Source organism: Cryobacterium sp. Hh11 (assembly GCF_004404045.1).
In the GTDB taxonomy this organism is placed as follows: Bacteria; Actinomycetota; Actinomycetes; order Actinomycetales; family Microbacteriaceae; genus Cryobacterium; species Cryobacterium levicorallinum.
This window is the reverse complement of record NZ_SOHF01000015.1, coordinates 295,895-322,884: the sequence shown is the minus strand read 5'-3', so window position 1 is coordinate 322,884 and position 26,990 is coordinate 295,895. Positions and strand designations below refer to the sequence as shown.

Here is a 26,990-nt window from a genome sequence, read left to right as displayed (position 1 = left end):
GCTAATAGTTACGTATTAGCGGCGATTTGCAAGGAGCTAACCCATGGCCGATGTGCTCACCGGTACTCTGTCCAGCGTAGATGCCGAGGTCGGCGAGGCCATCACTCGAGAGCTGGCTCGTCAGCAATCGACACTGGAAATGATCGCCTCTGAAAATTTCGCCCCCGCAGCCGTCATGGAAGCACAGGGCTCGGTACTGACCAACAAGTACGCGGAGGGTTACCCGGGCAAGCGCTATTACGGTGGCTGCGAGCACATTGACGTGATTGAACAGCTGGCGATCGACCGAGTGAAGGCACTCTTTGGTGCCGAGGCCGCCAACGTGCAGCCACACTCGGGCGCGCAAGCGAACGCCGCCGCCATGGCGGCGCTCCTAAACCCCGGCGACACCATCCTGGGATTGGACCTGTCCCACGGCGGGCACCTGACGCACGGCATGCGGCTGAATTTCTCCGGCAAGTTGTACAACGCCATTGCGTACCACGTGCGCGAATCAGACATGACCGTGGATATGGCCGAACTGGAAGCGCTGACATTGGAACACCAACCCAAACTGATCGTGGCCGGGTGGTCCGCATACACCCGACAGCTCGATTTTGCGGAGTTCCGCCGCATCGCAGACCTCGCCGGCGCATATCTGATGGTGGATATGGCGCACTTCGCCGGGCTGGTAGCTGCTGGTCTGCACTCGAACCCGGTTCCGTACGCCGACGTCGTCACCACGACGACACACAAGACCCTGGGTGGCCCTCGGGGCGGGGTGATCCTCAGCCGTGAGTCCCTAGCACGAAAGATCAACAGCGCGGTGTTTCCCGGTCAGCAGGGCGGCCCGTTGGAACACGTCATCGCCGCGAAGGCGGTCGCCTTCAAAATTGCCGCCACGCAAGCTTTCCGCGAGCGCCAAGAACGCACCCTCGAGGGTGCCAAAATCCTCGCCGAACGTCTGCTCGCCCCGGATGTCGCGGAATACGGAATCTCCGTGGTGGGCGGCGGTACGGACGTGCACCTCGTGTTGGTCGACCTGCGCAACTCCGCCCTTGACGGCCAGCAAGGCGAGGATCGGCTGCACCGCATCGGCATTACCGTGAACCGTAACGCCGTTCCGTTCGACCCGAGGCCGCCCATGATTTCCTCCGGGCTGCGGATCGGCACACCGGCACTGGCCACCCGCGGATTTGGCCGTGCCGAATTCACCGAGGTCGCTGACATTATCGCGGCCGCCATTTCGGGTGACCTGAGTGAGGATTCCGCGATCCTGTTGCGCGAGCGGGTTCGGAAGCTGACAGAGAAATTTCCGCTGTATCCGCAGCTGTCCGCGCCGGTATCGTCCGAAGCACCAATCGTGGCCGTGCTGAGCGGAGTCGCTCAGTGAGTACCCAACAGCTGAAGGAGCACCCGGAGTTCCTGTGGCACAACCCCGATCCCAAGAAGTCGTACGACGCCGTGATCATCGGTGGCGGCGGTCACGGGTTGGCGACGGCGTATTACCTGGCGAAGAATCACGGGATGACGAACATCGCGATCCTGGAGAAGGGCTGGCTGGCTGGCGGGAATATGGCCCGCAATACCACCATCATCCGCTCTAACTACCTGTGGGATGAGAGCGCGGCGATCTACGAGCAATCGCTCAAACTCTGGGAGATCCTGCCGGAAGAGCTCGAATACGACTTTCTCTTCAGCCAGCGTGGCGTCATGAACCTCGCCCATACTCTTGGGGACGTTCGTGAAAGCATCCGTCGGGTCGGCGCCAATCAACTCAACGGGGTCGACGCCGAATGGCTCGACCCGAAGCAGGTGAAGGAACTCTGCCCGATCCTGAACATCAGCGACAACATCCGTTACCCGGTCATGGGTGCCACCTACCAACCCCGGGCCGGCATCGCCAAGCATGATCACGTGGCGTGGGCGTTTGCCCGCAAATGCGACGAGCTGGGGGTCGACATCATCCAGAACTGTGAGGTCACCGGCTTCATCAAAGACGGCGAGCGGGTCACTGGCGTGGAAACCAGCCGTGGCACCATCAGCACCGGCAAAGTGGGACTGTGCGCGGCCGGACACAGTTCGTTGCTCGCCGAAATGGCCGGGTTTCGGCTGCCGATCCAGTCCCACCCGCTGCAGGCATTGGTGTCCGAGCTGCACGAACCCGTGCACCCGACGGTGGTGATGTCGAATCAGGTACACGTGTATGTCTCCCAGGCCCACAAGGGCGAACTGGTGATGGGGGCCGGAGTCGACTCGTACAACGGCTATGGCCAGCGTGGATCCTTCCACGTCATCGAAGAGCAGATGGCCGCCGCCGTCGAGCTGTTTCCGATCTTCGCCCGGGCCCATGTGCTGCGCACCTGGGGCGGCATCGTCGACACCACAATGGATGCCTCGCCCATCATCGGGACCACACCGGTTGAGAATATGTACGTTAACTGCGGGTGGGGAACCGGCGGCTTCAAGGGAACGCCGGCAGCGGGCCTGACCTTCGCCCACACCATCGCCACCGGGGCCCCGCACGCCCTGAACAAGCCGTTCTCTCTGGAACGTTTCGAAACCGGCGCCCTGATCGACGAGCACGGCGCCGCCGCCGTGGCTCACTAGAAATCGACCCCTCAGAACGTAAGGAGCACGCCATGCTGCTGTTTCCATGCCCCAACTGCGGGCCGCGCAACGAAACCGAATTTCATTATGGGGGACAAGCCCACGTGGCCTACCCCGAGCATCCGGCAGAACTCACCGACCGGGAGTGGGCGGAGTACCTCTTCTATCGCCAGAACACGAAAGGGCTCTTTGCGGAGCGATGGGTGCACAGTGCGGGATGCCGAAAGTGGTTCAATATGCTCCGGGACACCGTGAGCTATGACATCACGGCCGTCTATCGCATTGGCCATGAGCCGCCAGCCCTGCGGACGTCGCAACCCACGACGGGTCTGGCCACGAGTACTACCCGCCAAGGAACACCGGAAGGAGTCCAGCTATGACCGGTCAGCACACTCAATCCAATCGGCTCAGCCATGGCGGACGAATTGACCGCGGTACGGTCTTCAAATTCACCGTGGACGGCGTCGGGTACGCTGGCCATCCTGGCGATACTCTGGCCTCCGCGCTGCTCGCCGCAGGCCGCGTGTCGGTTGGCAATTCTCTGTATGGGAACCGACCGCGCGGCATCATGTCCGCCGGCGTGGAGGAGTCCAATGCGCTGGTCAAGGTGGCGGGACGATTCCCCGGCCACGTCGCCGAATCTATGCTCCCAGCCACGACCGTGGAGCTGGTTGACGGTCTTGAGGCTGAATTCCTGTCCGGTCTGGGTCAGCTCGACCCGAGCGATGACAAAGCGGTGTACGACAAGAAGTATGTTCACGCCGACGTTCTTGTGGTCGGCGGCGGTCCAGCCGGGCTGGCAGCGGCACGGGAGGCGGCCCGCACTGGCGCCCGCATAATCCTCATCGACGACCAGCCCGAGCTGGGCGGAACACTGCTTTCCGGCCGTGATGAGCAGGTAGCCGGCGTCGATGCCCTCGAGTGGGTCGCCGACATCAAAGCCGAACTTGCCAGCATCCCCGAGTGCACGATCCTGTGCCGCACCACGGTGTTCGGCTCCTACGACAGCAACTTCCTCATCGCCGTCGAGAACCGTACCGACCATCTGCAGACGGCCCCGGCCGACGGCGTCTCGCACCTCCGCATCTGGCACATCCGTGCGAACCAGGTGGTGCTGGCGACCGGCGCGCACGAACGACCGATCGTCTTCGAAAACAACGACCGCCCCGGCATCATGCTGGCGTCTGCTGCCCGCACGTACCTCAACCGGTACGGTGTGGCAGCGGGCTCCCGCGTCCTGATCGGGACCACAAACGACAGCGCATACCTGCTCGCGTCCGACCTGTGTGCGGTGGGTATAGAGGTGGCAGCGGTAGTCGACGCTCGGCCAGCGCCGTCGGCGCTCGCAGCGCTCGTGACGGCCAAAACGGGCGTACGCGTTCTCTACGGCAGTGCTGTCGTTGACACCGTGGGTGAGCAGCGCCTGGCGCGGGTCTCGGTCGCCCGGATCGACGACGACGGTGCGCCGGTGGGTGGCATTGAGGAATTCGAGGCTGACCTCCTGGCAATCTCCGGCGGTTGGAGCCCCGTGGTACACCTGCACAGTCAGGCCCAGGGCAAGGTGCGTTGGGACCAGGATCTCGTCGGATTCGTACCGTCGACGGTGGTTCGCGACCAGCAGGTCGTCGGCGCAGCGCGGGGGAGCTATGCACTGGCCGACTGTATCGCCGAGGGTGTATCCGCGGGAGCGATTGCCGCTGTCAACGCCGGATTCTCCACGGGAGCGGCCGTAGCTGCTGCCATCGCCACGTTGGCCCGTCCCGCTCGTCCGGCGCAGCCCGTCGCGCCGACCCGTGCCCTCTGGCTGGTCGGCGGAACCAAAGGGACGACGTCCGACTGGAACCATCACTTTGTCGATTTTCAACGCGACCAAAGCGTGGCCGATGTCTGGCGGTCTACGGGGGCGGGGCTCCGCAGCGTGGAGCACATCAAGCGCTATACCTCTATCAGCACCGCCAATGACCAGGGAAAGACCTCTGGTGTGAACGCGATCGGCGTCATTGCTGCTGCTTTTCGCCGACAGGGCACCGCCGTTGACGCCGACATCGGCTCGATCGGCACCACGACGTACCGTGCTCCGTTCACGCCGGTGTCGTTCGTGGCCTTGGCCGGTCGAAAGCGCGGGGACCTGTTTGACGCCGCTCGCCGGACGTCCATCCACACCTGGCATGAACAGCGCGGTGCGCTGTTCGAGGACGTCGGCCAGTGGAAACGTCCGTGGTACTACCCGCTTGCGGGCGAGGACATGGACGCTGCCGTGCTGCGCGAATGCGCGGCTGTGCGCGACTCTGTGGGCTACATGGATGCCACGACTCTGGGCAAGATTGAAATCCGCGGCACCGGAGCGGGGGAGTTTCTCAACCGCATTTACACCAATGCCTTCAAGAAGCTCGCGCCCGGCTCGGCCCGTTACGGCGTCATGTGCACCCCCGACGGCATGATCTTCGACGACGGCGTGACGCTTCGACTGGATGACGACCGCTACTTCATGACCACCACAACCGGCGGTGCAGCGAAGGTGCTGGACTGGCTCGAGGAATGGCTGCAGACCGAGTGGCCGGAGCTGGACGTGAGCTGCACGTCAGTGACGGAGCAATGGACCACGATCGCCGTCGTCGGGCCGAAGTCCCGTGCGGTGCTCGGCAAGCTGGCGCCGGGGCTTGATCTGTCTACTGAGGCCTTCCCTTTTATGACGTTCCGCGAAACGGTGCTCGCCTCCGGCGTCGCCGCTCGAATCTGCCGAATCTCCTTCTCCGGTGAGTTGGCTTACGAGATCAACGTTCCGGCTTGGTACGGGCTGCAGACTTGGGAAGACGTGACGGAGGCCGGCGCAGAGTTCAAGATCACCCCATACGGTACGGAAACCATGCACGTGTTGCGCGCAGAAAAGGGATACCCGATCGTCGGCCAGGACACCGACGGTACCGTCACCCCGCAGGACGCGGGCATGGAGTGGGTGGTGTCCAAGGTCAAGGACTTCATCGGCAAACGCTCATACGAGCGTGCCGGTGTGCGCTCGGAGGGCCGGAAACATCTGGTGAGCGTAATGCCCACGGATGGGACGATCCGGTTGCCGGAAGGTACCCAACTCATCGACCACGGTGTGCCCATCACCCCCGCAGTCGGACCCGTTCCGATGCAGGGTTTTGTGACGTCGAGTTATCATAGTGCTGCCCTGGGCCGGTCCTTCGGGCTCGCGCTGATCACGAACGGTCGAGACCGGATCGGGGAACACCTGGTGGCCGTCTTCGGAACAGAGCGCGTGGACGTCGTCGTTGGGGAAACAGTACTTTTTGATGCCGAAGGGAAGCGCCGAGATGGTTAACACGATTGAAAGCACGGATGCTCAAATAACGGATGTCCACCAAACGCACCTGACGGCGCGTCGCCACAGTCCCGCGGAACATCTTTGGGCGGAATTCGCGAAAACCGCGTCGGCCGAGGCTCGGGTCTCCCTCCGGGAGATCCCCTTCCAAGTCATGGTGGGCATCCGCGTCGACCCACTCTCCGAGGGTGGTCGCCGCATCGGCGCCGTCACCGGAGGGCTGCCGACCGCGTGTGGGCAGGTGACCGCAGGGGTCGCCGGAATGGCCGTGCTGTGGCTGGGGCCGGACGAGTTTCTGCTGGTTGCCGAGGAGGAGGCACTTGACGGCACACTCGCTGCCGAGCTAGTGGCGGCCCTCGGCGATGGAGCCGGACAAACCGTCGATCTCTCCAGCAACCGCACGACGTTCGAACTAGCCGGCCCCTCCGCCCGGGCAGTGTTGGAGAAGAGCTGCGCGGCCGACTTGCATCCCCGCGCCTTCTCGACCGGCGTGGCAATCGCCACCGTGATCGGCAACGTTCCGGTCGTCCTGTGGAAAACTGAGAACGAAACGTTCCGCGTATTCCCTCGGGCATCATTTGCCGACTACCTGGGACGCTGGCTCCTGGACGGGATGCGCGAGTTCACGGTAGCGGAGAGCACGACATGGCATTGAGCGTGTTGGACCTTTTCTCCGTGGGCATCGGGCCCTCGTCCTCCCACACGGTGGGTCCGATGCGCGCGGCGAAACGCTTTGCCGAGGGTCTGGCTCGGGACGGTCTGCTCGACGGAATCGTGCGGGTTCAGGCAGAGCTGTTCGGCTCGCTGGGCGCGACCGGCCGTGGCCATGGCTCGGACAAGGCTGTGGTTCTCGGGCTCCAGGGCCTGGACCCGGAAACCGTGGACACGGCAACGGCCGACGACCAGGTGGCGGCGGCCGCACTCGACGCACGGTTGATGCTGGCCGGTCGGCACGGCATTGACTTCAACTTCACCGAGGACGTGCTCCTACATCGGCGCAAATCATTGCCCGCACACCCGAACGGCATGATCTTTCGGGTCATGAGCCACGATGGTGGCGTGGTGCGGGAGCGCACCTACTACTCCGTCGGTGGAGGCTTCGTAGTGGATGAGGATGCCGTGGGTGCGGATCGTGTGGTTGTGGATGAAACCGTCCTGCCGCATCCGTTTACGACGGCCGATGAACTGCTGGCAATCTGCGCCCGGGAGGGACTCGGCATCTCCGACGTGATGCTGGCCAACGAGCGCACCTGGCACACGGAGATCGAGCTACGCACGAAGCTGCTGAACATTTGGTCCGTCATGCAGACGTGCGTGGCCAACGGATGCGCTGCCGACGGTATTCTGCCTGGTGGCCTGCAGGTCACGCGCCGGGCACCGGGGCTGTTCCGCGCGCTGCAGGCGCCGGAGGACACCACCGACCCCCTGCGGGCGATGGAATGGGTGAATCTTTTTGCGCTGGCCGTCAACGAGGAAAATGCGGCCGGTGGGCGGATCGTCACGGCGCCCACCAACGGGGCGGCCGGGATCATCCCAGCCGTGCTGCACTACTACGTGAAGTTCGTCCCGGGGGCCGACGACGACGGCGTCGTGCGTTTCCTGCTGACGGCCGCGGCGATCGGAATCCTGTTCAAGCTCAATGCGTCCATCTCAGGCGCTGAAGTCGGTTGTCAGGGCGAAGTCGGCGCGGCCTGCTCCATGGCCGCCGGCGCCCTTTGCGAAGCGCTGGGAGGAACTCCCATCCAGGCGGAGAACGCTGCGGAAATCGGAATCGAACACAATTTGGGCCTGACCTGCGATCCCGTGGGCGGGCTCGTGCAGATCCCGTGCATCGAGCGCAACGCTATTGCCAGTGTGAAAGCCATCAACGCTGCCCGCCTCGCCCTGCACGGAGACGGCAGCCACAAGGTATCACTCGACAAAGCGATCAAGACCATGCGGGACACCGGTGCCGACATGATGACCAAGTACAAGGAGACGTCCCGAGGTGGCCTCGCCGTGAACGTGATCGAGTGCTGAAGGAGCATCCTCTCCACCCGATGCCGATCCCGACGATGACGGGCACCGTGCCGGCATGCTGCACAGTGACTTGAGCGGCGCGATGGCGCTCGTCTCGATCGAGGTACATGTACCAGTGCGGTGATCGAGTCGACTCCGGCGAGGATGCGGTCAGGGCTGGCGCTGATTCGCTTTCGGCTGCCGACTGTCGGCCATGAGGCGAAGGCCATCCCTGTCTGTTTCATATTCGGATGGGCCGTTTCGCGTCATGCTGTCGAGGATAGCGTTCGGTCAACCGTCGAGGCCACGGCGCTGACACTCGACGGCGCCCTGGCGAATAGTGCGCTCGCCACGGATGAGCGCGAGCCTGTGTCGGGAGCGCGGGCCAGCATCCGCTCTGAAATTGCACGCGCGGAATTTGGCGCCATTGACCACGCACGCCGTCGAAGCGATAGTGGGTCATGGCCACCGCGCTGAGAACGCCGACGCCAGCGCCTTGACGGGAGTGATTCCGATCCCCGAGCTCAGTGCTGCATAATCAAATCAGCTGACCCGCACGGTGACGATGAATTACACCAACCGGCGGGACGTGACCTCCACGTCTGAATTGCAGCGCTAAATGGCGGTGAATTCGCACCGATTAATGGCGTGAATGAACGTTGTGCGCTAATGGTGAGCTTGGGTGAAGAGGTGACAGACACTGCCCGCTTCGCAATCGCCCGGATCAAGAGGTTGGCTCGCTTCGATGAGGTGGTGCAACTCTGATTCAAGAAGTGCAAGTTCCTGCTGGCGGCGGTGCACATCCGTCAGTTTCGCCGAGAGAAGGTCTAAGACGTGCCCGCACGGCACCTCGCCTGCTTCTCTCACCGTGATGATGCTGCCAATTTCGGACAAGGTTAAACCAGCCGTCTTGGCAGACCGAATGAACTGCAGACGCGAGAGGGCCGCGTCGTTGTACCGCCGGTACCCGTTCCCCGCACGTTCGGCGGGATCCAACAGGCCGCGCCGCTCATAAAACCGTATGGTCTGTGCGGTTGCGCCACTCGCGATGGCCAGGTCTCTAATTTGCATAGTCCCATTCCACCACTTGACCTTGCACCATGGTGCAACGTCTACGGTAAGGGCATGGATATTACGTTGCAGTACTTCGATGGGTGCCCGAACTGGAAAATTGCCGCTGAGCGGCTAGCGGTTATCGCAGTCGAACGCCCCGGCACCGTCGTGACCCGGCGGTTGGTCGAGAATCTGGAAGACGCAGAGGCAATCAATTTTCGGGGATCCCCGAGCATTCTGGTGGGGGGAACAGACCTTTTTCCGGACCAGTCGGCGTCGGTCGGGATGGCGTGCCGCATTTATAAGACTCCCACGGGATTAGCCGGCGCCCCCACTCTGGAGCAACTGCGCGATGCGATCACCACAGCATGAGCGACACGTTTGAGGAATACGACCTGTTTGTGATCGGCGCCGGAATGGCCGGCACCACAGCAGCCAATAGGTGCGCTGCACAGGGATGGCGCGTGGGGATCGTTGATGCCCTGCCGTACGGGGGCACGTGTGCGCTGCGCGGGTGTGACCCGAAAAAGATTCTCCGTCGGGGAGCGGAAGTGATCGACGCCGCCCATCTGATGCAGGGCAAAGGCATCAGCGAGAATGAGCTCACGCTGGACTGGGCGGCGCTGATGCGTCACAAGCGCGGCTTCACCGACGGTGTGCCTCAGAGCATGGAAGACGAACTTCTGCGCAACGGTGTGAGCACTTTTCACGGTGCCGCTCACTTCACCGGGCCCCATCACCTCGAAATCAACGGCGTGCGGCACCAGGCGAAGCGGTTTCTCATAGCGACTGGTGCCCGACCGCGCCCCCTCGATTTCCCCGGACACGAGCACCTCATCGATAGCACCGACTTTCTCAACCTCGAGGAGCTTCCCGGCCGGATCGTATTCGTCGGGGGCGGGTTCGTCTCCTTCGAGTTCGCCCACATCGCAGCCCGCGCTGGTGTGGACTGCGTGGTCATCGATCACGGGGCGCGGCCGTTACGCGCGTTCGACCCCGATCTCGTCGATCTGCTCGTGCAGCGCAGTGAGCAAGCCGGCATCCGCGTCAAGCACAGCACCACGGTCAGTGCAGTGGCGCGCACCACCACGGGGCTTCAAGTGAGCGTCGCGCAGCACGGCGTCACGACCGTCGTCGAGACAGATCTGGTGGTGCACGGCGCAGGCCGGGTGCCCAACATCGACGGCCTGAATCTGGCGGCGGCAAACATTGCCTGGGGCCCGAAGGGGATCGATGTGTTCGGACACCTGCAAAGCCGCAGTAATCCGTCGGTCTTCGCCGCCGGCGACGCCGCCGACACCCCCGGAGAACGCCTCACGCCCGTCGCCGTTTTTGAGGGCAAGGTGGCAGCATCCAACATGCTCAAGGGCACGATGACCGTGCCGGACTATGCCGGCGTCCCCACCACAGTGTTCACGATCCCGGAACTGAACCGCGTCGGCATGCTCGAGCACGAAGCCGTGCGTGATGGCCGTAATATCGCTGTGCGCTACAACGACACCAGCAGTTGGTACGCCAATTACCGAGTCGGTGAGACCGTCGCGGCGACGAAGGTCATCATTGATACAGCAACCGATCAGATTCTCGGCGCACATTTGCTCGGCCCCGGCTACTCGGAAGTGATCAACATCTTCGGCCTCGCAATCAAGCTGGGCCTAACCACCCGACAACTAAAATCGGCGACCGCGACATATCCGTCCGTCGGTTCCGACCTTGGCTCCATGCTCTGACCCAGGTCTCCGCAGACGACCGTCCATGGAGCTTCCACGCTCATCAATGCGTGTATGTGGTCTTTGGCGCTACTTGGTGGCGTTCTGAGGTCGCTTCCTCCCAGCGTTGGCGGGCGCCACCCGGGAAGGCGGGTGCACCGGTCGGGTGTTGAGCTCGAATGCCCGCAACGCAGCTGATGTCTTCATTGATCGCTTCCCTGGAAGCTGAGTTTTAGACGAGTTCTTGTGCCATGGTGCTGGCCTGGCGCACGAGTCCAGCGTCGCGGCCCACTTTAGCGGCCGTGATGGCCGCGTCGTAGAGCAGAAAGAGGCGAGACACCAAGGTGGAGGTTGGGTCCTCGCCGGCGATGGAAGCGAGGTGGGCGCGAACGACTTCACGGTAGTGTTCGGCTACCCGGCGCACGCTGACGCACTCGGGCAGCTCGATCACCGCGTTGGTGAACGGGCAGCCGTGAAAGGTGTGGGATTCGACTGAGACGGCCAGCGCTTCGAACAGGGCAGCCACGCGTTCCGGGCGCGCGCCGAACGGGTCGTCCAGAGAGCGCGAGTGCTGAACCCAGCCGTCCAACTCTTGTTCCAGATAGGCCACGACGAGCGCTTCCTTGCTCGCGAAGTTGTTGTAGAGGCTGGCCTTTGCTACTCCTGCGTTGCGAACGACGAGGTCGATTCCGGTCGCGTTGATGCCGCGTTCCTGAAACAGCTGAGCCGCGGATGCCAGCAGGCGTTCCCGGGCGCTGCGTGTCGCAGCGGTAGTCGTGGATCCCATGATTGGACAATACCAGACAGATCGGTATAGTTATAAGTGGCCAGATCGGTCTACCTAGGAGGTACATGTTTATGTCTGAACTCAAGATCGCCGTTGTCATCTACGAGCCCATCGGCTCCGACACCTCACGCGTTTACCGCGGCCTCAAGACCGCCCTCGAATTCAAGGAAGCCGGCGATGAGGTCGTGGTGGTCTTTGACGGCTCCGGCGTTGAGTCTCTCGCCGCCATCTCCGACCCCAAGCACAAGATGAACCCGCTCGCCGTCGCGCTTCAGGACAACATCCTGGGTGCCTGCGGTTTCTGCGTCAACTCCCACGGAGTCTCCGACGCGATCGAGACCGGCGGATGGCCATTACTCACCGACTACAAGGGCGAAGCGAGCACACGCAACCTGGTCGTTCAGGGCTACCAGATCCTCAGCTTCTAGACGCTGCACCAACCCCACCTGATCGGAGCATCCATGGCACTCACCGTTTTACTCGACCTTCGTCTGAAAGCAGAGGCTGTCGCCAATGCACCGGCCATGCTGAGAGATATCCTCACCGGCACCCGGGCATTTGACGGCTGCCTCGGTGTCGACGTACTAGTCGATGCCGAAAATTCCTCCCACCTGATCCTGCTCGAGCGATGGGCCTCCGCCGAAGCCGACTCGGCCTACCGTGCCTGGCGTGCGGGCGCGGGTGCGACCGAGCTCGGCTCACTCCTCGTCAGCGCCCCGCAGGTCTCGCAGTTCGAGATCGCCACCGACATCTAAATCACGCCCTGCGGCGCAGACCTGAGGCACACCTCGGTTCTGCGCCGTTGTGTGTCGCGTGTCACGGACGTGGAGCCTGGAGGGCGCCGACGCCTGATGCAGGCGCGGGTCCAAGGGCGGAGACCCCGAGCAGGCTCACGACTTGTTGGCCTAGTGGCCGTTGCGGCGGGCCTGTAACGGGCAGCGTGCAGGCGGTCAAGGTTTTGTGATGGCCGGCCCTGCTGGCTGGACCACCGCGATCACGTTCCTCGTATGCACTGCCGGTGCATCCGTTGATGGAGTCCTTACCGCCATCGGAAATACGCGTACACGCCCCTGAGCCGCACCGGGACGCCAGGGCATTCCCGGCTATGCGTCCCGCAAGACGTTCCCCATCCGAGGTGACAGCGACGGTCGATGCCGGCAGAATGACCAGTGCAAACGAGTACTGACCCACGCGACCAGTCCGACGCTCACTGCACTGTTCCTCGTATTGGGCAGCGAGTCCAAGGCGGTCGCGTCCGATCGCGCTGCGCTGCTCGCGGCGATCCCCGACCGCACAGCGCAGCTGGAGGCGACGCTTCGCGCGTCGCTCGGTGCGAAGTAACGTCGGCGGGGCGTGGAGAACGACTTCCGTCCGTTCACTCCGGCATCGCTGGATCGCGTCACGTGCCCGACGCTGATCGTGCACGCGCGCTCGGATAATACGTTGCCACCGTCCAGCGCCGAGCATGCCCATGCGCATATTGTCGGCTCCGAGCTGTATTGGACGGATGGACGGATGGACGGACGGACGGATGGACGGACGGACGGATGGATCGGTCCTCGCGTTCGCTCTCGAGGCCGCCGACACGGCTCCGGGGTACGTACTGAACTGGCTGCGCAATGCCGGCTAGTGGTGCGCAAGTGCGGTCGCCACCAGTTCGATAAATTACCGTTCCTGGCGGCGGCCGCTACCTTACGTACGTGAGTGGGCGGAGATATGATCTTTTCAGATTTCCATTACTGAGTGCCGTACGGCCCATACATGTGGGCGGAGCAGTTTGGTTCACAAATCATGACGACAACAATGCCGCCCGACGTGGCGGAAAACCTGATCGCTTTCAGAGCAGCGCTGGCCGCAGTGGTGCCGCCGAAGCACCCCGCCGATCTACTGATCGCGACCTGGAACCTTCGGGCATTGGGGGATCTGACAGCCAAGTGGCACGCCGAACCGGGGGATACTCCCAAGCGGGACTGGTACTCCGTCGCGTGCATCGCTGCGGTCGTGGCCTGCTTTGATGTGATGGCAGTTCAAGAAGTGCGTCGCAACACAACCGCCCTGCAATTTCTGCTCGAGTTACTCGGAGATGACTGGAGAGTGGTCGTCTCCGACGTCACCGAGGGCGGTCCAGGAAACGGAGAACGGTTGACGTTTCTGTATGACTCGACTCGGGTGCAGCCTTCGGGACTGGTGGGTGAGATCGTGCTGCCAGCACAGGTCGAGGGGCCGGCCGAACAGTTCGCCCGAACGCCGTACGCCGCCAGTTTTGTGCGCGGCTCAGCGGAATTCACCTTGACCACCGTGCACGTCATCTGGGGGGCTGACCCGACTGCGCGGCTGCCGGAGATCACGGCGTTCGCGGAGTGGATGCGTGCTTGGGCGGATCGGACCGACCGATGGAACCAAAACCTTCTCGTGCTGGGCGATTTCAACCTCGACCGCATTGGTGACCCGCTGTTTGAAGCATTTGTATCGACCGGGCTGTGGCCTCCGACCGAGCTGAATGACATCCCACGAACGGTGTTCGACAACGACACCTCGAGGCACTTCTATGACCAGATCGCATGGTTCTCGGACCCAGACGGAAAATCCCTGCTGACCTCCCTGACCTACACCCTGCAGGCGGGTTCGTTCAACTTTCTGCCACACCTGCTCGGCAGCCTGACACGCACCGAGGTCTCCTGGCGGATCTCTGACCACTTTCCGTTGTGGGTTGAATTCCAGCTGGCTCCGTGAGCCACCTTCTCTCAGCGTGTGCAAAACCGGGGAGCGAGCTCAGGTATTCCGCGATCAGAATCCTCTCTTTGACGCATCGGCGATCTGCTCCGGTCGGCGCGCCAGGCAAAGAGAACGCCGAGGCCCGGCGTCGTATTTGATCGAAGAAGTTGACCAGCCCGGATGCAGCGCCTACATCCGCTTACACCCGCCTAAATTGGGGGCATGGATCTGCTGGCAAAAGGAAGACCATGAGCATCACCTGCAGCAAAGAAAAAAGCTGCCCAGCAAAAGCCGCAAAGGCGGGCGACGATCTGGAGGCCGCGCGCCGCGCAGCGATATAGCAGCCGACCGGCACGGCCCGACTCACCTCGCGCCGCTTTCATGCTCGACATTTGGTAAAACTTGTCCCTGTTTATTCTGGTGGAAACATCAGAAACGATTCGCGGCACGTTCCTGCGGTGGCTGAAAGCGCCGCTGTCACATTAAGCGAATGCTTCTGCCGGACGCACATCTCGACGAGGTCGACTTCTGGCCGATCTCTCTGCCGTGACCAATCTGACCGCTGACGAACAGGACCAACTTGTGGCACTTCGGGAAAGGGCCGTCAGGTTATCGGCACACCCGCGTTCCTATGTCGGCGCAGAGTTCAAGATTGCAGCTTGATATCGATTCAGTGGATATGCTCTGCCGAGCTGAACCAATCGGCATGGCATCTCGTTCTAATTCACGTAGCCCCTCGTTACGCACCACGTGATCACGCACCGCTCAATCACGCACCATTTCAAAGCAGTGCACCGAGAAAAGGAAGCAATCATGAACAGCAAAATATGGCTCAAGGTCGGGCCTGTCGTCGGGGCGCTGGCGATCAGCGTCCTCGCACTGACCGGATGCTCGCAGGGCGCGACGCCGCCGGCAGACGAGTCGAGCTCGTCAAGCGAAGTAGCCGAACCGGCCGCCGACGCGACACTCGCGACGGCCGACAGCGACCTCGGCACGATCGTCGTCGACAGCGCCGGAATGACCCTGTACGTGTTCGACAAGGACGTTGCCGACTCCGGTGAGAGTACCTGCGAGGGTGACTGTCTCGTTAAGTGGCCGCCGGTCGTCGCGGAATCGGACACCCCGACGGTCGACGGAGTCACCGGTACCGTTGGCGTGATCACCCGAACGGATGGCACCAAGCAGGTCACCCTGAACGGTCTCCCGCTTTACTACTGGGCTGGCGATGCGGCGGCCGGTGACACCACCGGTCAGGCTGTCGGCGACGTCTGGTGGGTGGTGTCACCCAGCGGCGACAAGATCGCCGGCTAGACGGCACGCACAACCCCCGCACCCATCGGCACCACGAAGCCGATGGGTACGGTGCCGTTCTGCCCGGCGCCGTGAACAGGTCAGCCACGCTGAATCGGGCAGAATAGGAGGGTGTATGTACTGGTGCGGCAGGCGGGCGGTGGCGACCTGGTCGTCGAACCCCGCGATGAGGCCGGAGCTTCGCTGCAACCGCCGCGCCGGCTGAGTCTGGACGAATTTCGAACGTTTGTGGCCGCCAGGGAATCCTCGGCCATTGAAGGCCGCCCGCGCTGGGTCTGGGACGACACCGGCCACACCTATCCGCTGCTGCTCAGTGCCGGAATCCGGGTGGAGCGCTGCCACGATCTGCGCCTGTGCCACGTGATCCTCAAGAATTCCGCCCTGACCCAGTTGAGCGAACTGGCCCTCGCCGCGCCGGATCGCTGGGACGCAGCGAGCGCGGTGACAACCGACCAGATCGAGCTCCGGGCGACCCTGTTCGAGTTTGATGTCGACGATGACCATGGTGGTGACGATCTCGCCGACCACGCCGCTGACGGCACCGGCGACTCTGGTGGCACCGAACCTGGCCTCGATTCTCGCGCCCCCGAATCGACGTCCGGGCGTGAGTTCCGCCGGCAACTCGACGCCGTGGCATCCGCTGCCGAACCGGGCCGGTTGCGCCTGCTGCTCGCTGCGGAATCGGCGGGCGCGCTCGTGGCCGCCGAAATGCGCTTCGCTGGGCTTCCGTGGCGCACCGACGTGCACAATCATCTGCTGACGCGGGAGCTGGGACCCCGCGCCCTGCCGGGTGTGCGACCGGACCGTCTTGAGCTGCTCGCCCAGCGGATCCGGCTGGAACTGGATGATGATGCCCTCAACCCGGACTCGCCGCAGGAACTGTTCAAGGCCCTGCAACGCGCGGGACTGGCCGTGACCTCGACCAGGGGCTGGGAGTTGAAGAAGCTCGAGCATCCGGTGATTGAGCCCCTGTTGCAGTACAAGAAGCTTTCCCGGTTGCTCAGCGCCAACGGCTGGACCTGGATGGAGTCCTGGGTCGTCAACGGTCGATTCCACCCCGACTACGTGCCGGGAGGCGTGGTGACCGGCCGCTGGGCGACGCGCGGCGGGGGAGCGTTGCAGCTGCCCAAGCAGATTCGCGGCGCGGTGGTCGCCGATGACGGCTGGAAACTCGTCGTCGCCGATGCCGCCCAGTTGGAGCCGCGCATTCTCGCCGCGTTGGCCCAGGACGAGCGAATGGCTGCGGCCGGGCGTGGAACCGACCTCTATACCGGAATCGTTGCGAGCGGCGTCGTGGAGACCCGCGATCATGCCAAGGTCGCCATGCTCGGAGCCATGTATGGCGCCACGACGGGGGAGAGCGGTCGGCTGTTGCCGCGCCTGGCGCGTGCCTACCCTCGGGCGATCGCCCTGACGGAGTTGGCGGCCCGGGCCGGCGAGCGAGGCGAAGTCGTCACCACCCGGCTGGGGCGGTCGTCGCCGGTACCCGGGCAGGGTTGGCATGAGGTGCAAGCTCAGGCGTACGATCCGGCGGCCACAGCGACCGATGAGCGCCGGGCCCGCAGCCAAGCGAGGGACTGGGGCCGCTTCACCCGAAACTTCATCGTTCAGGGCAGCGCCGCGGAATGGGCGCTGTGCTGGATGGCCGAGATTCGCCGAGAACTCGCCGCCCTCCCGGCCGCCGGTGCGACCAGCGCACTCCGACGAGCGGATGCTGGGCCCGGCCTGGCTGCGTCGGCCGAGCGTCCCGCGGCACCAGGGCGGGCACGCGCGCCCTTCGATTACGCGCCGCACCTGGTGTTCTTTCTGCACGACGAGGTCATCGTGCACACGTTGGCAGCCCAGGCGGAGGTCGTGGCGAAGATCATCGTCACGGCTGCCGAAACCGCCGGTCGGCTTCTCTTCGGCGACTTTCCGGTCGATTTCATGCTCACGGTTGCGACCGTCGACAACTACGCCCAGGCCAAATAGGGCGAGACCACCAGCGCGCCGACGTGACCAGGCCCACGGGACGCGCCCATCCCGTCGGTCGAAATCTCAACAGGCTGGGTCCAAGCCCGGCATACGAGGCTACGTCGATCAACGCAACCGATCTACGGGGGAGGCACGCAAAAGGGCGGGCCCCGCGGGCTGTGTGCACGTGGGGTCCACCTGGTTTCCTGCGAGGAATTCTTAGTGGGAGCTAGCCGGGAGGTGAGTCCTGCGGCTTAGGCGCCCTTGCGGCCGGAGGCGGATCTGCCACTCGCGATCATCAGATCGTGATGCCCGCGCCCGCTTGTCAATCCACAGCTCCCTGGGGCATAATGACGCTATCGACTGCACGGGATCTCCATTGGGGTGAACGCGACTGCCGCACAATTTCACATCCACCATCGTGCTCACAGCCTCAGGTTGGGAGTCCGGTCGTTCCGAGGTCGTTGGGGAAGACGCACCTACAGAACGGAGAAACGCGATGGACGCAATACAGAACCGTCGGGCGCCGATCGCGCGGGGGGTGCTTTTCGTGCACTCTTCTCCGCGCGCCTTGTGTCCGCACGTCGAGTGGGCCGCTGGGCGTGCGCTCGGCGAGGCGGTGAACTTCGACTGGTCTGAGCAGCCCGCGCTGCTCGGTTCCCAGCGGGCTGAATATTACTGGCAGGGCGCCCCGGGTACCGGCGCTGTTCTCGCTTCTAGCCTGAGAGGCTGGGACCACCTGCGCTTCGAAGTGACCGAAGATGCCGGGCGGGGAACGGATGGCGGCCGTTGGCTGCACACACCGGGTCTGGGCATTTTTCATGCCCAGACGGACAGCGTGGGCAACGTTGTCGTGCCGGAGGACCGCATCCGCTCTGCTATGGACAACGCCGGCGCCAATGCGATCGACCTGCACCGCGAGTTGCGGCTCGCCCTCGGGCAATCCTGGGACGACGAGTTGGAACCATTCCGGCAGGCGAGCGACCTGAACGCGGTGGTCTGGCTGCACCAGGTGGGTTGAACCGCCAGGCCGCGCAACGTGCGGTTCGCCGGTAGTGGCGCGGCCTGTCGACCGGTGACTTTACCCGGCGGCAAGATCACGAAGTCTCCTGAACCGCCCGACAGAAATGACCCCGTCCAGCTGGACGGGGTCATTCTCTATTCGCGCAAAACTAGACCGAGCGGAACGCGACGACGGCGTTGTGACCGCCGAAGCCGAAGGAGTTGCTCAGGGCGAGCAGGTCTCCGGCCGGCAGTGCGCGCGGCGTCGTCACGACGTCGAGCGGGATTTCCGGGTCCTGCGACGTGAGGTTGATCGTCGGCGGCGCGGTGCGCTCAGCGAGGGCCTTGACCGTGAAGAACGCCTCGAGGGCGCCGGCACCACCGAGCAGGTGGCCGGTCGACGCCTTGGTGGCCGACACCGGGATGCCGTCGAGCAGATCTCCGAAGACCCGCTTGAGGGCGTTGTATTCGGCAATGTCGCCGACCGGGGTGCTGGTGGCGTGGGCGTTGATGTGCGATACGTCGGCGAGCGAGGCGCCGGCGTTTTGAACGGTCGACACCATCGCGCGGGCGGCTGCAGTTCCCTCGGGGTCCGGCGCGGTCACGTGGTAGGCATCGCTGTTGACGACACCTCCGACCAGTTCGGCGTAGATGTGTGCGCCACGTGCCTTGGCGTGCTCTTCGGTTTCGATGACGAGTGCGGCAGCGCCCTCACCGAGCACGAATCCGTCGCGGGTGACGTCGTAGGGGCGGCTCGCGGTTGCCGGGTCGTCATTGCGCGTCGACAGGGCGTGCATCGCCGCGAAGGATGCGATGGGCAGCGGGTGGATCGCGGCCTCAGAGCCACCGGCGATGACGATGTCGGCCAATCCAGCCTGCAGACGGTTGTAGGCGTTGACCAAAGCCTCGGTACTGGAGGCACAGGCGGAGACCACGGTGGTGATGCCGGCACGGGCGTGCAGGTCCATGCCGATGGCCGCTCCCGGGCCGTTCGGCATGAGCATCGGCACGGTCATCGGCAGCACGCGACGGGGGCCGCGTTCGCGCAGGGTGTCCCAGGCGTCGAGCAGGGTCCAGACTCCACCGATTCCGGTGGCCCAGTCCACGGCCAGGCGTTCCGGCTCCACCTCGGGGGCGCCGGCATCCGCCCAGGCTTCGCGCCCGGCGATCAGTGCGAACTGGCTGGACGGGTCAAGACGTTTTACCTCAAAGCGCTGCAGCACGTCCAGGGGCTTCACGCGGGCCTGTGCGGCAAAAGTTACGGGGATCGCCGTTTCGGCGACCCAGGCCTGTTCGAGGGTGGTAGCGCCCGATTCGCCGGCCAGAAGGGCCGTCCAGGTGTCGACCGCCGTGCCGCCCAGCGGCGTAGTGGCACCGATTCCGGTAATAACGATTTTCTTGGTCATAAGTCAACTCTCCATGGAACGACAAACGTGTGGGCCGGCGCGATCTGCCACCAGCCCAATGAACAGGTCGGCCGATTTCCGGCCGACCTGGTTCAGGATCGGGCCTAGTCCTGTGCCTTCACGATGAACTCGACGGCGTCGCCGACGGTCTTGAGGTTCTTGACCTCTTCATCGGGGATCTTCACGTCGAACTTCTCTTCTGCGTTGACGACAATGGTCATCATCGAGATGGAGTCGATGTCGAGGTCATCGGTGAACGACTTGCCGAGCTCAACCGTGTCGGTTGCAATTCCGGTCTCGTCGTTGATGAGCTCGGCCAGGCCGGTCAGAACTTCTTCGGTGGACAGTGCCATGTTTTTCTCCTTGAGGGGTGTCTCGGTTGACCGAGACCTAGTTTAGGGGGTGGGTTGGTTAGGGCAGCACAACGACTTGCGCACCGAACACGAGTCCGGCACCAAAGCCGATCTGCAGAGCGAGGCCGCCGCTGAGCTCGGGGTGTTCCTCGAGCAGACGGTGCGTGGCGAGCGGAATCGAAGCGGATGACGTGTTGCCCGTGTTAGCGACATCACGCGCGATGACCACGGACTCCGGCAGCTTGAGCTGCTTGGCGAACTCGTCGATGATGCGCATGTTGGCCTGGTGGGGAATGAACGCGGCAAGGTCGGCGCTCTCGATTCCGGCGACTTCGAGGGCTTTCTTGGCCACCTTGGCCATGTCCCAGACGGCCCAACGAAAGACGGTTTGCCCTTGCTGACGCAGGGTTGGCCAGTCGGCCTCGCCGCGACGGTACTCCTGAAGGGTGTGATTCATGTGAATCGCGTCTGCTTTGGATCCGTCGGAGCCCCACACCGTGGTGGAGATACCCGGGTAGTCGCTCGGGCCGATCACGATAGCGCCGGCACCGTCGCCGAGCAGGAACGAAATGCTGCGGTCGGTCGGGTCGACGAGTTCGGAGAGCTTCTCGGCGCCGATGACGAGTGCATAGTGCGCGGCCCCGGTGCGAATCAGCGCGTCGGCCTGGGCGACGGCGTAGGCATAACCGGCGCAGGCCGCGTTGATGTCGTAAGCGGCGGCCGGGTTGGTGCCGACCCGATCGGCGACGACGGCAGCGATCGACGGGGTCTGGCGGCTGTTGCTGATGGTCGCGACGATCACGGCGTCGATGAGGGCTGGGTCGATGCCGCTTCTCTCGATGGCCTCGCGGGCGGCATCCGTTGCCAGATCGACGGCATCGATGTCCTGGCCGGCCCGAGCACGCGTGATGATGCCGGTGCGCTGCTGAATCCACTCGTCAGACGAATCGATCGCTTCGACCAGGTCGTCGTTGGGCACGAGGTGTTCGCCGCGAGCGGCGCCGACGGACAGAATGCGGGTGAACTGCGGTCCGTGGGACTGCTGGAGTGTGGGCTTTGGCATTGTCTCTCTCATAACATTCAGGACTGCTGGTCGATCATGGCCCAGGCGGCGGGCAGGTCGTCCGGGGTCTTGATGGCGACACTCGGGACACCTTTCAGGCCGCGTTTGGCGAGACCGACGAGGGCGCCGGCGGGTGCGAGCTCGATGATTCCGGTGACTCCCGCCGCAGCGAAAGTCTCCATGCACTTGTCCCACCGTACCGGCGAGGACACTTGACCGACGAGTAGCTTCACAAAACGGATGCCCTCACTCACCCGGTCGCCGTCGCGGTTGGTCCAGATCGGGAGGGTCGGATTGGCGGGGCTGAGCGAGTCGGCGACTACGGTCATCCGCTCGACGGCCGGTTGCATATAGCGAGTGTGGAATGCACCGGCGACCTGAAGCGGGATGACCCTGGCCCGGTGCGGGGGAGTCTCGGCGAGGGCGGCGAGGGCGTCGAGGGCACCGGCGACGACAATTTGGCCGCTGCCGTTGAAGTTGGCCGGTTCCAGACCGAGCTCGGCGACCCGGGCCAGCAGCTCGGTTTCGTCGGCCCCGATGACGGCGCTCATGCCCGTGGGTACCAGCGCGGAAGCCGCCTGCATGGCCAGGCCGCGTTCCCGCACAAAGCGCACCGCCTCGGCGTTGCTGAGGATGCCGGCGCCGGCAGCCGCGGTGAGTTCGCCGACCGAGTGTCCGGCGATACCGGCAATGCGGTCGCGGCGTCCATCCGTGAGCAGGGCCTCGAGGGTAAGGATGCCGGCGGCGACGATCAGCGGCTGGGCGATCGCAGTGTCGCGGATCGTGTCGGCGTCACTGATGGTGCCGTGGGCGACGAGGTCGAGTCCAGCGTCTTCGGAAATTTGGCGGAGACCGGCGCTGAAGGCCGGCATAGCCAGCCAGGGTTCGAGGAATCCGGGGGTTTGGGAGCCCTGACCCGGGCAGACGACAACGATCACTTAATTAGTCTTCCAATCTGGCAGCGCGAATGAGTGTGCAGATCACACTAAGTATTCATGAAACCTTTGTTTGCAGCAGCACATTTGGCCGGTGAACGCGGGTGGCGGTCAGCGGCGGCGGGTGGAACCGTCGTGGTCGCTGATCGAACCGATAATCAGGGCGGACTGCAGAATGAGCGCCTCGCGGGCTCCGGTGGCGTCGTAGCCGATGACTTCGGAGACCCGCTTGAGGCGGTAGCGCACGGTGTTGGGGTGCACGAAAAGTTCCCGGGCGGTCGCCTCGAGTGAGCGCCCATTGTCGAGGTAGCACCACAGCGTCGTGAGCAACTCGGTGGAATGCGCCTGCAACGGCCGGTAAATCCGGTGGATGAGCGTGGCTCGGGCGAGCGGATCGCCAGCCAGGGCGCGCTCGGGCAGCAGGTCGTCGGCTTGCACCGGGCGCGGCGCATTCCGCCACGACCGAGCAACGGCAAAACCGGCCAGCGCCGCTTTGGCACTCTTGGACGCGTCGACCAGGTTGGGCACCTCGTGCCCGAGCACCAAATGTCCCGGCCCGAAGATGGGCTCGAGCGCCATGGCGATCTCCATGAAGGTCAGCGCTGCCGCTGTGCCGACGTCCTCACTGTCGACCGGCGCCGGGCGGGCACGCCCGATCACGAGCACCAGCCGATTGCCCTGCACACCGATGAGCACGTCGGCCGCCATATGGCGCGCGGCGCGGCGCAACTGGTCGACGTCAAGCATCTGCGATGTGGTGCCGACGAGCACACAGACCTCGCCGTGGCCGTGCCAGCCGAGGGCCGCGATGCGACTGGGCAGCTCATCGTCGTATTCCCCGCTGAGAATGGAATCGACGACGAGGGCTTCGAGGCGGGCGTCCCAGAGCCCGCGCGCCTCGGCGGCGCGCGCGTAGACATCCGCTGCCCCGAAGGCAATCTCGCGTGAGTAGAGCAGGATCGCTTCCCGGAGAGACTCTCCACCGTCCTTGACGCGTTCCTCGACGACCTCGACGGTCACTCGAATGAGCTGCAGCGTTTGCTGCAGGCTCACCGAGCGCAGCAGCTCGCGCGGAGCGGCGCCGAAGACGTCTGCGGCGATCCACGGTGTTGACCGCGGGTCGTCGAACCACGAAATGAAGCTCGTAATTCCGGCCTGGGCGACCAGGCCGACAGCGGACCGCCGCCCTGGTGGCATATCGCCGTACCAGGACAGCGTGTCTTCGAGTCGTTTCAGCGTCTGCGTGGACAACTCACCGGAGATGGTGCGCAACCAGTTGAGAGTCTGCTCTTTCGTCTTGGGCGCCGGTGCCACTGCTTTTAGCTCTCGCCCCCGGCAGAGCCGGTGGTGCCCGCGCTCACGTCGTGCAGGCGATACTTGGCGATGGCCTGGCCGGCCAGGCTTCGGTCGACCTCGCCGCGGCGGGCGAGCAGCTCGAGAGTGCGCACCACCATCGACGGGCCGTCGATCTTGAAGAATCGACGCGCTGCCGGGCGGGTGTCCGAGAAGCCGAAGCTGTCGGCGCCGAGGGTGGCGAAGTCGCTCGGCACGAACTGGCGAATCTGGTCGGGAACGGCGTGCATGAAGTCCGACACGGCCACGAACGGGCCGGCAGCTCCCTCGAGCTTCGAGGTGACATACGGAATGCGAGGCTCGTCGTCGGGATTGAGAAAGTTGTACTCCTCGGCGGCCAGGCCATCGCGACGCAGCTCCGTCCACGACGTGACCGACCAGACATCGGCCGAAACGCCCCAGTCGTCGGCGAGAAGCTTCGCAGCTTCCAGCGCCCACGGAACGGCAACACCCGAGGCCAGCAACTGGGCCTTCGGTCCGCTGACCGTCGACGCGCTCACCCGGTGGATACCGCGCAGAATGCCGTCAACGTCGACATTGTCGGGCTCGACCGGCTGCACGGCCGGCTCGTTGTAGACGGTGATGTAGTACATGACGTTCGGGTCGGTGTGGGCGCCACCATACATGCGCTCGAGGCCGGCGCGCACGATGTGGCCGATCTCGTACCCGTAGGCGGGGTCATACGAGACGACGGCCGGGTTGGTCGACGCGAGAAGGGGAGAGTGGCCGTCGGCGTGCTGCAGGCCTTCTCCGGTCAACGTCGTGCGCCCGGCCGTAGCGCCAATGATGAACCCGCGGGTCATCATGTCGCCGGCTGCCCACAGGGCGTCGCCCGTGCGCTGGAATCCGAACATGGAGTAGAAGACGTACACCGGAATGAGCGGTTCACCCTGGGTGGAATACGACGTGCCGACGTTGGTGAATGCTGCGGCGGCGCCGGCCTCGTTGATGCCCACGTGCAGGATCTGGCCCTGCGGGCTCTCCTTGTAAGACAGCAGCTGGGCGTGGTCAACGGACGTGTAGTGCTGGCCGTTGGGGTTGTAGATCTTGGCGGTCGGGAAGAACGCGTCGATACCAAAGGTACGTGCTTCGTCGGGGATGATCGGCACGATGCGATTGCCAAAGTCCTTGGCCCGCACGAGCTCCTTGAGGAGCCGCACGAACGACATCGTCGTAGCGATCTCCTGGGTGCCTGAACCCTTCTTGGCGACCTTGTAGGTGTCGTCGCCGGGAAGGTTCAGCTTGGCGTGCTTGGTGCGACGTTCGGGCAGGTAACCACCGAGCGCACGACGACGCTCGTGCATGTACTGGATCGCCTCATCCTGGTCGCCGGGGGTGTAGTACGGCGGAAGGTACGGGTTTTCCTCGAGCTGGGCATCCGTGATCGGCACGTGCATGCTGTCTCGGAACGACTTGAGGTTGTCGAGGGTCATCTTCTTCATCTGGTGGGTCGCGTTGCGGCCCTCGAAGCTCGGACCGAGGCCGTAGCCCTTAATCGTCTTCGCCAGGATGACGGTGGGCTGGCCCTGGTGCTCGGACGCTGCCTTGAACGCGGCGTACACCTTGCGGTAATCGTGGCCGCCGCGCTTGAGGTTCCAGACCTCGTCGTCGCTCAAGTGTGCGACGAGCTTGAGCGCACGCGGATCGCGACCGAAGAAGTTCTCACGCACGTAGGCGCCGCTCTCGGCCTTGTAGGTCTGGTAGTCGCCGTCGGGCGTGACGTTCATCAGGTTGATCAGGGCGCCGTCGACGTCGTTCTTGAGCAGGTTGTCCCACTCGCGACCCCAAACGACCTTGATGACGTTCCAGCCGGCACCGCGGAAGAAGCTTTCCAGCTCCTGGATGATCTTGCCGTTACCGCGCACCGGGCCATCGAGTCGCTGCAGGTTGCAGTTGATCACGAAATTGAGGTTGTCGAGGCCCTCGTTGGCGGCGACCTGCAGTTGGCCGCGGCTTTCGACCTCGTCCATTTCGCCGTCGCCGAGGAACGCCCAGACCTGCTGGTCGCTCGCATCCTTGATGCCGCGGTTGGTCAGGTAGCGGTTCAGCTGCGCCTGGTAGATCGCGTTGATCGGGCCGAGGCCCATCGACACGGTGGGGAACTGCCAGAATTCCGGCATCAGACGTGGGTGAGGGTACGAAGATATGCCGTCGGGGGCATGCGACTTTTCCTGGCGGAAACCGTCGAGTTGGTTCTCGGTCAGGCGGCCCTCGAGGAAGGCACGCGCGTAAGTGCCGGGAGAGGCGTGGCCCTGTATGAAGATCTGGTCGCCGCCGCCCGGGTGGTCCTGGCCGCGGAAGAAGTGGTTGAAACCGACCTCGTAGAGGGCAGCGGATGACGCGTACGTCGCGATGTGCCCGCCGACGGCGATGCCGGGGCGCTGGGCCCGGTGCACCAGGACGGCAGCGTTCCAGCGGATCCAGGCACGGTAGCGGCGCTCGATGTCTTCGTCGCCGGGAAAATCGGGTTCGTTCTCCGTAGCAATGGTGTTGATGTAGTCCGTCGTCGGAACCATCGGCACGCCGAGGTGCAGCTCCTTCGAGCGCTTCAACAGGCTCAGCATGATCTCGCGCCCGCGTTCGTGGCCGTGTTCGGCAACGAGCGAATCGAGGGATTGCGACCACTCAGCAGTCTCCTCCGGATCTGAGTCGGCGTTGTTCGTCGAATACGGGTCCTGGTCGTTGACCGTCATAGTCGACCTCTCCTCTGTGGTTGATGCAGCCTGGGGTATATGCAGCGATGATGCCCCGCGGCTTGAACACAACGGTGGCAGGTGCCGTAACAGAGCAGGTTGGATTGCAACCGGCGGCACCACGTAAGCCTACAGATTTCGCAACTTGTCCGTGCGCGGGCGTGACTGAACCCAAAAGCGTGTCCGCTGTGACACCGGACAGATTGCAGAGCTAGAGTGTGTCACCGGCCAATCCATGCGCCCGGCACCGAGGAAAGAAGCTCTCATCGCTCTCGAAAATGACACCCAGGCCCCCGATTTCAAGCTCATCAATCAGTTTGGTGAAACGGTTCAGTTGAGCCAGTATCGGGGGATCAAATCCGTCGCTCTGGTATTCTTCCCGCTCGCGTTCTCCGGCATCTGCAGTGACGAACTGTGTGAACTGCGTGACAACCTGGCCCTGTTTGAAGACGGCGGAGTCGAGCTCATCGGAATTTCGGTCGATTCCCGTCACGCACTGCGGGCCTTCGGTGAGCAGGAAAAATACACCTTCGACCTCGTGGCCGATTTCTGGCCGCACGGCGCCGTTGCGAAAGAATACGGCGTCTTTCTCGAGGACAAGGGCTTCGCTAACCGGGCTACGTTTTTGATCGATCCGAGCGGCATCATTCGGGCCAGTTTCATCACAGCACCGGGCGAAGCTCGTCCGATCGACGCCTACCGGGCAGCCCTTGGACAGCTCGTACCCGCCCTCTGACCTATACTG

23 protein-coding genes are annotated in these 26,990 nt (G+C 63.9%); 15 read left to right on the top strand and 8 right to left on the bottom strand.

The features are described from left to right. The first annotated feature begins 43 nt into the window (after positions 1–43). The 6 genes from glyA to E3T46_RS06895 are packed head-to-tail and all read left to right on the top strand — an operon-like array spanning position 44 to position 7,933. The gene (gene glyA / locus E3T46_RS06920; protein WP_134577953.1) at positions 44–1,372 is read left to right on the top strand and encodes a serine hydroxymethyltransferase; all 1,329 of its coding nucleotides are present in this window, start codon (positions 44–46) and stop codon (positions 1,370–1,372) included. Next, complete coding sequence (locus E3T46_RS06915; protein WP_092448680.1) at positions 1,369–2,589, top strand: sarcosine oxidase subunit beta family protein; 1,221 nt, start codon at positions 1,369–1,371, stop codon at positions 2,587–2,589. The genes glyA and E3T46_RS06915 overlap by 4 nt, the downstream gene beginning before the upstream one ends. A gap of 32 nt (positions 2,590–2,621) precedes the next feature. Next, positions 2,622–2,969, top strand: a complete 348-nt coding sequence (locus E3T46_RS06910) for a sarcosine oxidase subunit delta (protein ID WP_134577952.1) — start codon at positions 2,622–2,624, stop codon at positions 2,967–2,969. After that, entirely contained in the window at positions 2,966–5,914 is a 2,949-nt protein-coding gene (locus E3T46_RS06905; protein ID WP_134577951.1) for a 2Fe-2S iron-sulfur cluster-binding protein, read from the top strand. Before E3T46_RS06910 ends, E3T46_RS06905 begins: the two co-directional genes overlap by 4 nt. After that, positions 5,907–6,569, top strand: coding sequence for a sarcosine oxidase subunit gamma family protein (locus E3T46_RS06900; RefSeq protein WP_134577950.1), 663 nt, complete (start codon positions 5,907–5,909; stop codon positions 6,567–6,569). Before E3T46_RS06905 ends, E3T46_RS06900 begins: the two co-directional genes overlap by 8 nt. Continuing rightward, positions 6,560–7,933 carry an L-serine ammonia-lyase gene (locus E3T46_RS06895; RefSeq protein WP_092448676.1) on the top strand — a complete coding sequence of 458 codons (1,374 nt, stop codon included), beginning with the start codon at positions 6,560–6,562 and terminating at the stop codon, positions 7,931–7,933. The genes E3T46_RS06900 and E3T46_RS06895 overlap by 10 nt, the downstream gene beginning before the upstream one ends. A gap of 645 nt (positions 7,934–8,578) precedes the next feature. On the opposite strand, the gene E3T46_RS06885 is transcribed toward E3T46_RS06895, so the two are convergent. Then, on the bottom strand, positions 8,579–8,983 hold the full coding sequence (locus E3T46_RS06885; protein ID WP_134577949.1) for a heavy metal-responsive transcriptional regulator: 405 nt from the start codon (positions 8,981–8,983) through the stop codon (positions 8,579–8,581). Positions 8,984–9,037: 54 nt separating this feature from the next. Between E3T46_RS06885 and E3T46_RS06880 the strand changes: the two genes are divergently transcribed. Next, positions 9,038–9,337: a thioredoxin family protein gene (locus E3T46_RS06880; protein WP_134577948.1), complete on the top strand. Its 300-nt coding sequence runs from the start codon at positions 9,038–9,040 to the stop codon at positions 9,335–9,337. Next, on the top strand, positions 9,334–10,695 hold the full coding sequence (locus E3T46_RS06875) for an NAD(P)/FAD-dependent oxidoreductase (protein ID WP_134577947.1): 1,362 nt from the start codon (positions 9,334–9,336) through the stop codon (positions 10,693–10,695). Before E3T46_RS06880 ends, E3T46_RS06875 begins: the two co-directional genes overlap by 4 nt. A gap of 211 nt (positions 10,696–10,906) precedes the next feature. Here the strand turns inward: E3T46_RS06875 and E3T46_RS18685 are convergent, their stop codons facing one another. Then, positions 10,907–11,461: a TetR/AcrR family transcriptional regulator gene (locus tag E3T46_RS18685; protein ID WP_092448667.1), complete on the bottom strand. Its 555-nt coding sequence runs from the start codon at positions 11,459–11,461 to the stop codon at positions 10,907–10,909. 71 nt (positions 11,462–11,532) lie between these two features. Here E3T46_RS18685 and E3T46_RS06865 point away from each other — a divergent pair, with 71 nt between their 5' ends. From E3T46_RS06865 to E3T46_RS06840, 6 genes are all read left to right on the top strand, one after another. Beyond that, on the top strand, positions 11,533–11,889 hold the full coding sequence (locus E3T46_RS06865; protein WP_134577946.1) for a DsrE family protein: 357 nt from the start codon (positions 11,533–11,535) through the stop codon (positions 11,887–11,889). A gap of 33 nt (positions 11,890–11,922) precedes the next feature. After that, positions 11,923–12,216 carry an antibiotic biosynthesis monooxygenase gene (locus E3T46_RS06860; RefSeq protein WP_134577945.1) on the top strand — a complete coding sequence of 98 codons (294 nt, stop codon included), beginning with the start codon at positions 11,923–11,925 and terminating at the stop codon, positions 12,214–12,216. A 1,036-nt stretch (positions 12,217–13,252) separates the two neighbouring features. Beyond that, on the top strand, positions 13,253–14,194 hold the full coding sequence (locus tag E3T46_RS06855) for an endonuclease/exonuclease/phosphatase family protein (RefSeq protein ID WP_134577944.1): 942 nt from the start codon (positions 13,253–13,255) through the stop codon (positions 14,192–14,194). A 795-nt stretch (positions 14,195–14,989) separates the two neighbouring features. Next, positions 14,990–15,487, top strand: coding sequence for a hypothetical protein (locus E3T46_RS06850; protein WP_104132521.1), 498 nt, complete (start codon positions 14,990–14,992; stop codon positions 15,485–15,487). 111 nt (positions 15,488–15,598) lie between these two features. Beyond that, the gene (locus E3T46_RS06845; protein WP_241980508.1) at positions 15,599–17,458 is read left to right on the top strand and encodes a bifunctional 3'-5' exonuclease/DNA polymerase; all 1,860 of its coding nucleotides are present in this window, start codon (positions 15,599–15,601) and stop codon (positions 17,456–17,458) included. 481 nt (positions 17,459–17,939) lie between these two features. Beyond that, positions 17,940–18,461 (top strand): DUF3145 domain-containing protein, encoded by a 522-nt coding sequence (locus E3T46_RS06840; RefSeq protein WP_134577943.1) that lies wholly within the window; start codon positions 17,940–17,942, stop codon positions 18,459–18,461. 151 nt (positions 18,462–18,612) lie between these two features. Here the strand turns inward: E3T46_RS06840 and E3T46_RS06835 are convergent, their stop codons facing one another. The 6 genes from E3T46_RS06835 to aceE form a co-directional block, all read right to left on the bottom strand. Beyond that, entirely contained in the window at positions 18,613–19,848 is a 1,236-nt protein-coding gene (locus tag E3T46_RS06835) for a beta-ketoacyl-[acyl-carrier-protein] synthase family protein (protein ID WP_134577942.1), read from the bottom strand. A gap of 104 nt (positions 19,849–19,952) precedes the next feature. Next, positions 19,953–20,201: an acyl carrier protein gene (locus E3T46_RS06830; protein ID WP_092108059.1), complete on the bottom strand. Its 249-nt coding sequence runs from the start codon at positions 20,199–20,201 to the stop codon at positions 19,953–19,955. A gap of 58 nt (positions 20,202–20,259) precedes the next feature. Further along, positions 20,260–21,264, bottom strand: a complete 1,005-nt coding sequence (locus E3T46_RS06825; protein ID WP_134443917.1) for a beta-ketoacyl-ACP synthase III — start codon at positions 21,262–21,264, stop codon at positions 20,260–20,262. 17 nt (positions 21,265–21,281) lie between these two features. Then, on the bottom strand, positions 21,282–22,202 hold the full coding sequence (locus E3T46_RS06820) for an ACP S-malonyltransferase (RefSeq protein WP_134443918.1): 921 nt from the start codon (positions 22,200–22,202) through the stop codon (positions 21,282–21,284). Between the two features lie 108 nt (positions 22,203–22,310). After that, the gene (locus tag E3T46_RS06815) at positions 22,311–23,513 is read right to left on the bottom strand and encodes a helix-turn-helix domain-containing protein (RefSeq protein ID WP_241978827.1); all 1,203 of its coding nucleotides are present in this window, start codon (positions 23,511–23,513) and stop codon (positions 22,311–22,313) included. Positions 23,514–23,518: 5 nt separating this feature from the next. After that, positions 23,519–26,245, bottom strand: coding sequence for a pyruvate dehydrogenase (acetyl-transferring), homodimeric type (gene aceE / locus E3T46_RS06810; protein WP_134577941.1), 2,727 nt, complete (start codon positions 26,243–26,245; stop codon positions 23,519–23,521). A 265-nt stretch (positions 26,246–26,510) separates the two neighbouring features. On the opposite strand from aceE, the gene E3T46_RS06805 reads away from it, so the two are divergent. Beyond that, complete coding sequence (locus E3T46_RS06805) at positions 26,511–26,981, top strand: peroxiredoxin (RefSeq protein WP_134578006.1); 471 nt, start codon at positions 26,511–26,513, stop codon at positions 26,979–26,981. Positions 26,982–26,990 lie beyond the last annotated feature (9 nt).

Bases quoted from the DNA above. Each gene is read 5' to 3' on its own strand.
- glyA (WP_134577953.1), top strand. From the start codon at position 44: ATGGCCGATGTGCTCACCGGTACTCTGTCCAGCGTAGATGCCGAGGTC.
- E3T46_RS06830 (WP_092108059.1), bottom strand. From the start codon at position 20,201: ATGGCACTGTCCACCGAAGAAGTTCTGACCGGCCTGGCCGAGCTCATC.
- E3T46_RS06855 (WP_134577944.1), top strand. From the start codon at position 13,253: ATGACGACAACAATGCCGCCCGACGTGGCGGAAAACCTGATCGCTTTC.
- E3T46_RS06895 (WP_092448676.1), top strand. From the start codon at position 6,560: ATGGCATTGAGCGTGTTGGACCTTTTCTCCGTGGGCATCGGGCCCTCG.
- aceE (WP_134577941.1), bottom strand. From the start codon at position 26,245: ATGACGGTCAACGACCAGGACCCGTATTCGACGAACAACGCCGACTCA.
- E3T46_RS06885 (WP_134577949.1), bottom strand. From the start codon at position 8,983: ATGCAAATTAGAGACCTGGCCATCGCGAGTGGCGCAACCGCACAGACC.
- E3T46_RS06850 (WP_104132521.1), top strand. From the start codon at position 14,990: ATGAACAGCAAAATATGGCTCAAGGTCGGGCCTGTCGTCGGGGCGCTG.
- E3T46_RS06840 (WP_134577943.1), top strand. From the start codon at position 17,940: ATGGACGCAATACAGAACCGTCGGGCGCCGATCGCGCGGGGGGTGCTT.
- E3T46_RS06905 (WP_134577951.1), top strand. From the start codon at position 2,966: ATGACCGGTCAGCACACTCAATCCAATCGGCTCAGCCATGGCGGACGA.
- E3T46_RS06880 (WP_134577948.1), top strand. From the start codon at position 9,038: ATGGATATTACGTTGCAGTACTTCGATGGGTGCCCGAACTGGAAAATT.
- E3T46_RS18685 (WP_092448667.1), bottom strand. From the start codon at position 11,461: ATGGGATCCACGACTACCGCTGCGACACGCAGCGCCCGGGAACGCCTG.
- E3T46_RS06875 (WP_134577947.1), top strand. From the start codon at position 9,334: ATGAGCGACACGTTTGAGGAATACGACCTGTTTGTGATCGGCGCCGGA.
- E3T46_RS06865 (WP_134577946.1), top strand. From the start codon at position 11,533: ATGTCTGAACTCAAGATCGCCGTTGTCATCTACGAGCCCATCGGCTCC.
- E3T46_RS06910 (WP_134577952.1), top strand. From the start codon at position 2,622: ATGCTGCTGTTTCCATGCCCCAACTGCGGGCCGCGCAACGAAACCGAA.
- E3T46_RS06835 (WP_134577942.1), bottom strand. From the start codon at position 19,848: ATGACCAAGAAAATCGTTATTACCGGAATCGGTGCCACTACGCCGCTG.
- E3T46_RS06825 (WP_134443917.1), bottom strand. From the start codon at position 21,264: ATGCCAAAGCCCACACTCCAGCAGTCCCACGGACCGCAGTTCACCCGC.
- E3T46_RS06900 (WP_134577950.1), top strand. From the start codon at position 5,907: ATGGTTAACACGATTGAAAGCACGGATGCTCAAATAACGGATGTCCAC.
- E3T46_RS06860 (WP_134577945.1), top strand. From the start codon at position 11,923: ATGGCACTCACCGTTTTACTCGACCTTCGTCTGAAAGCAGAGGCTGTC.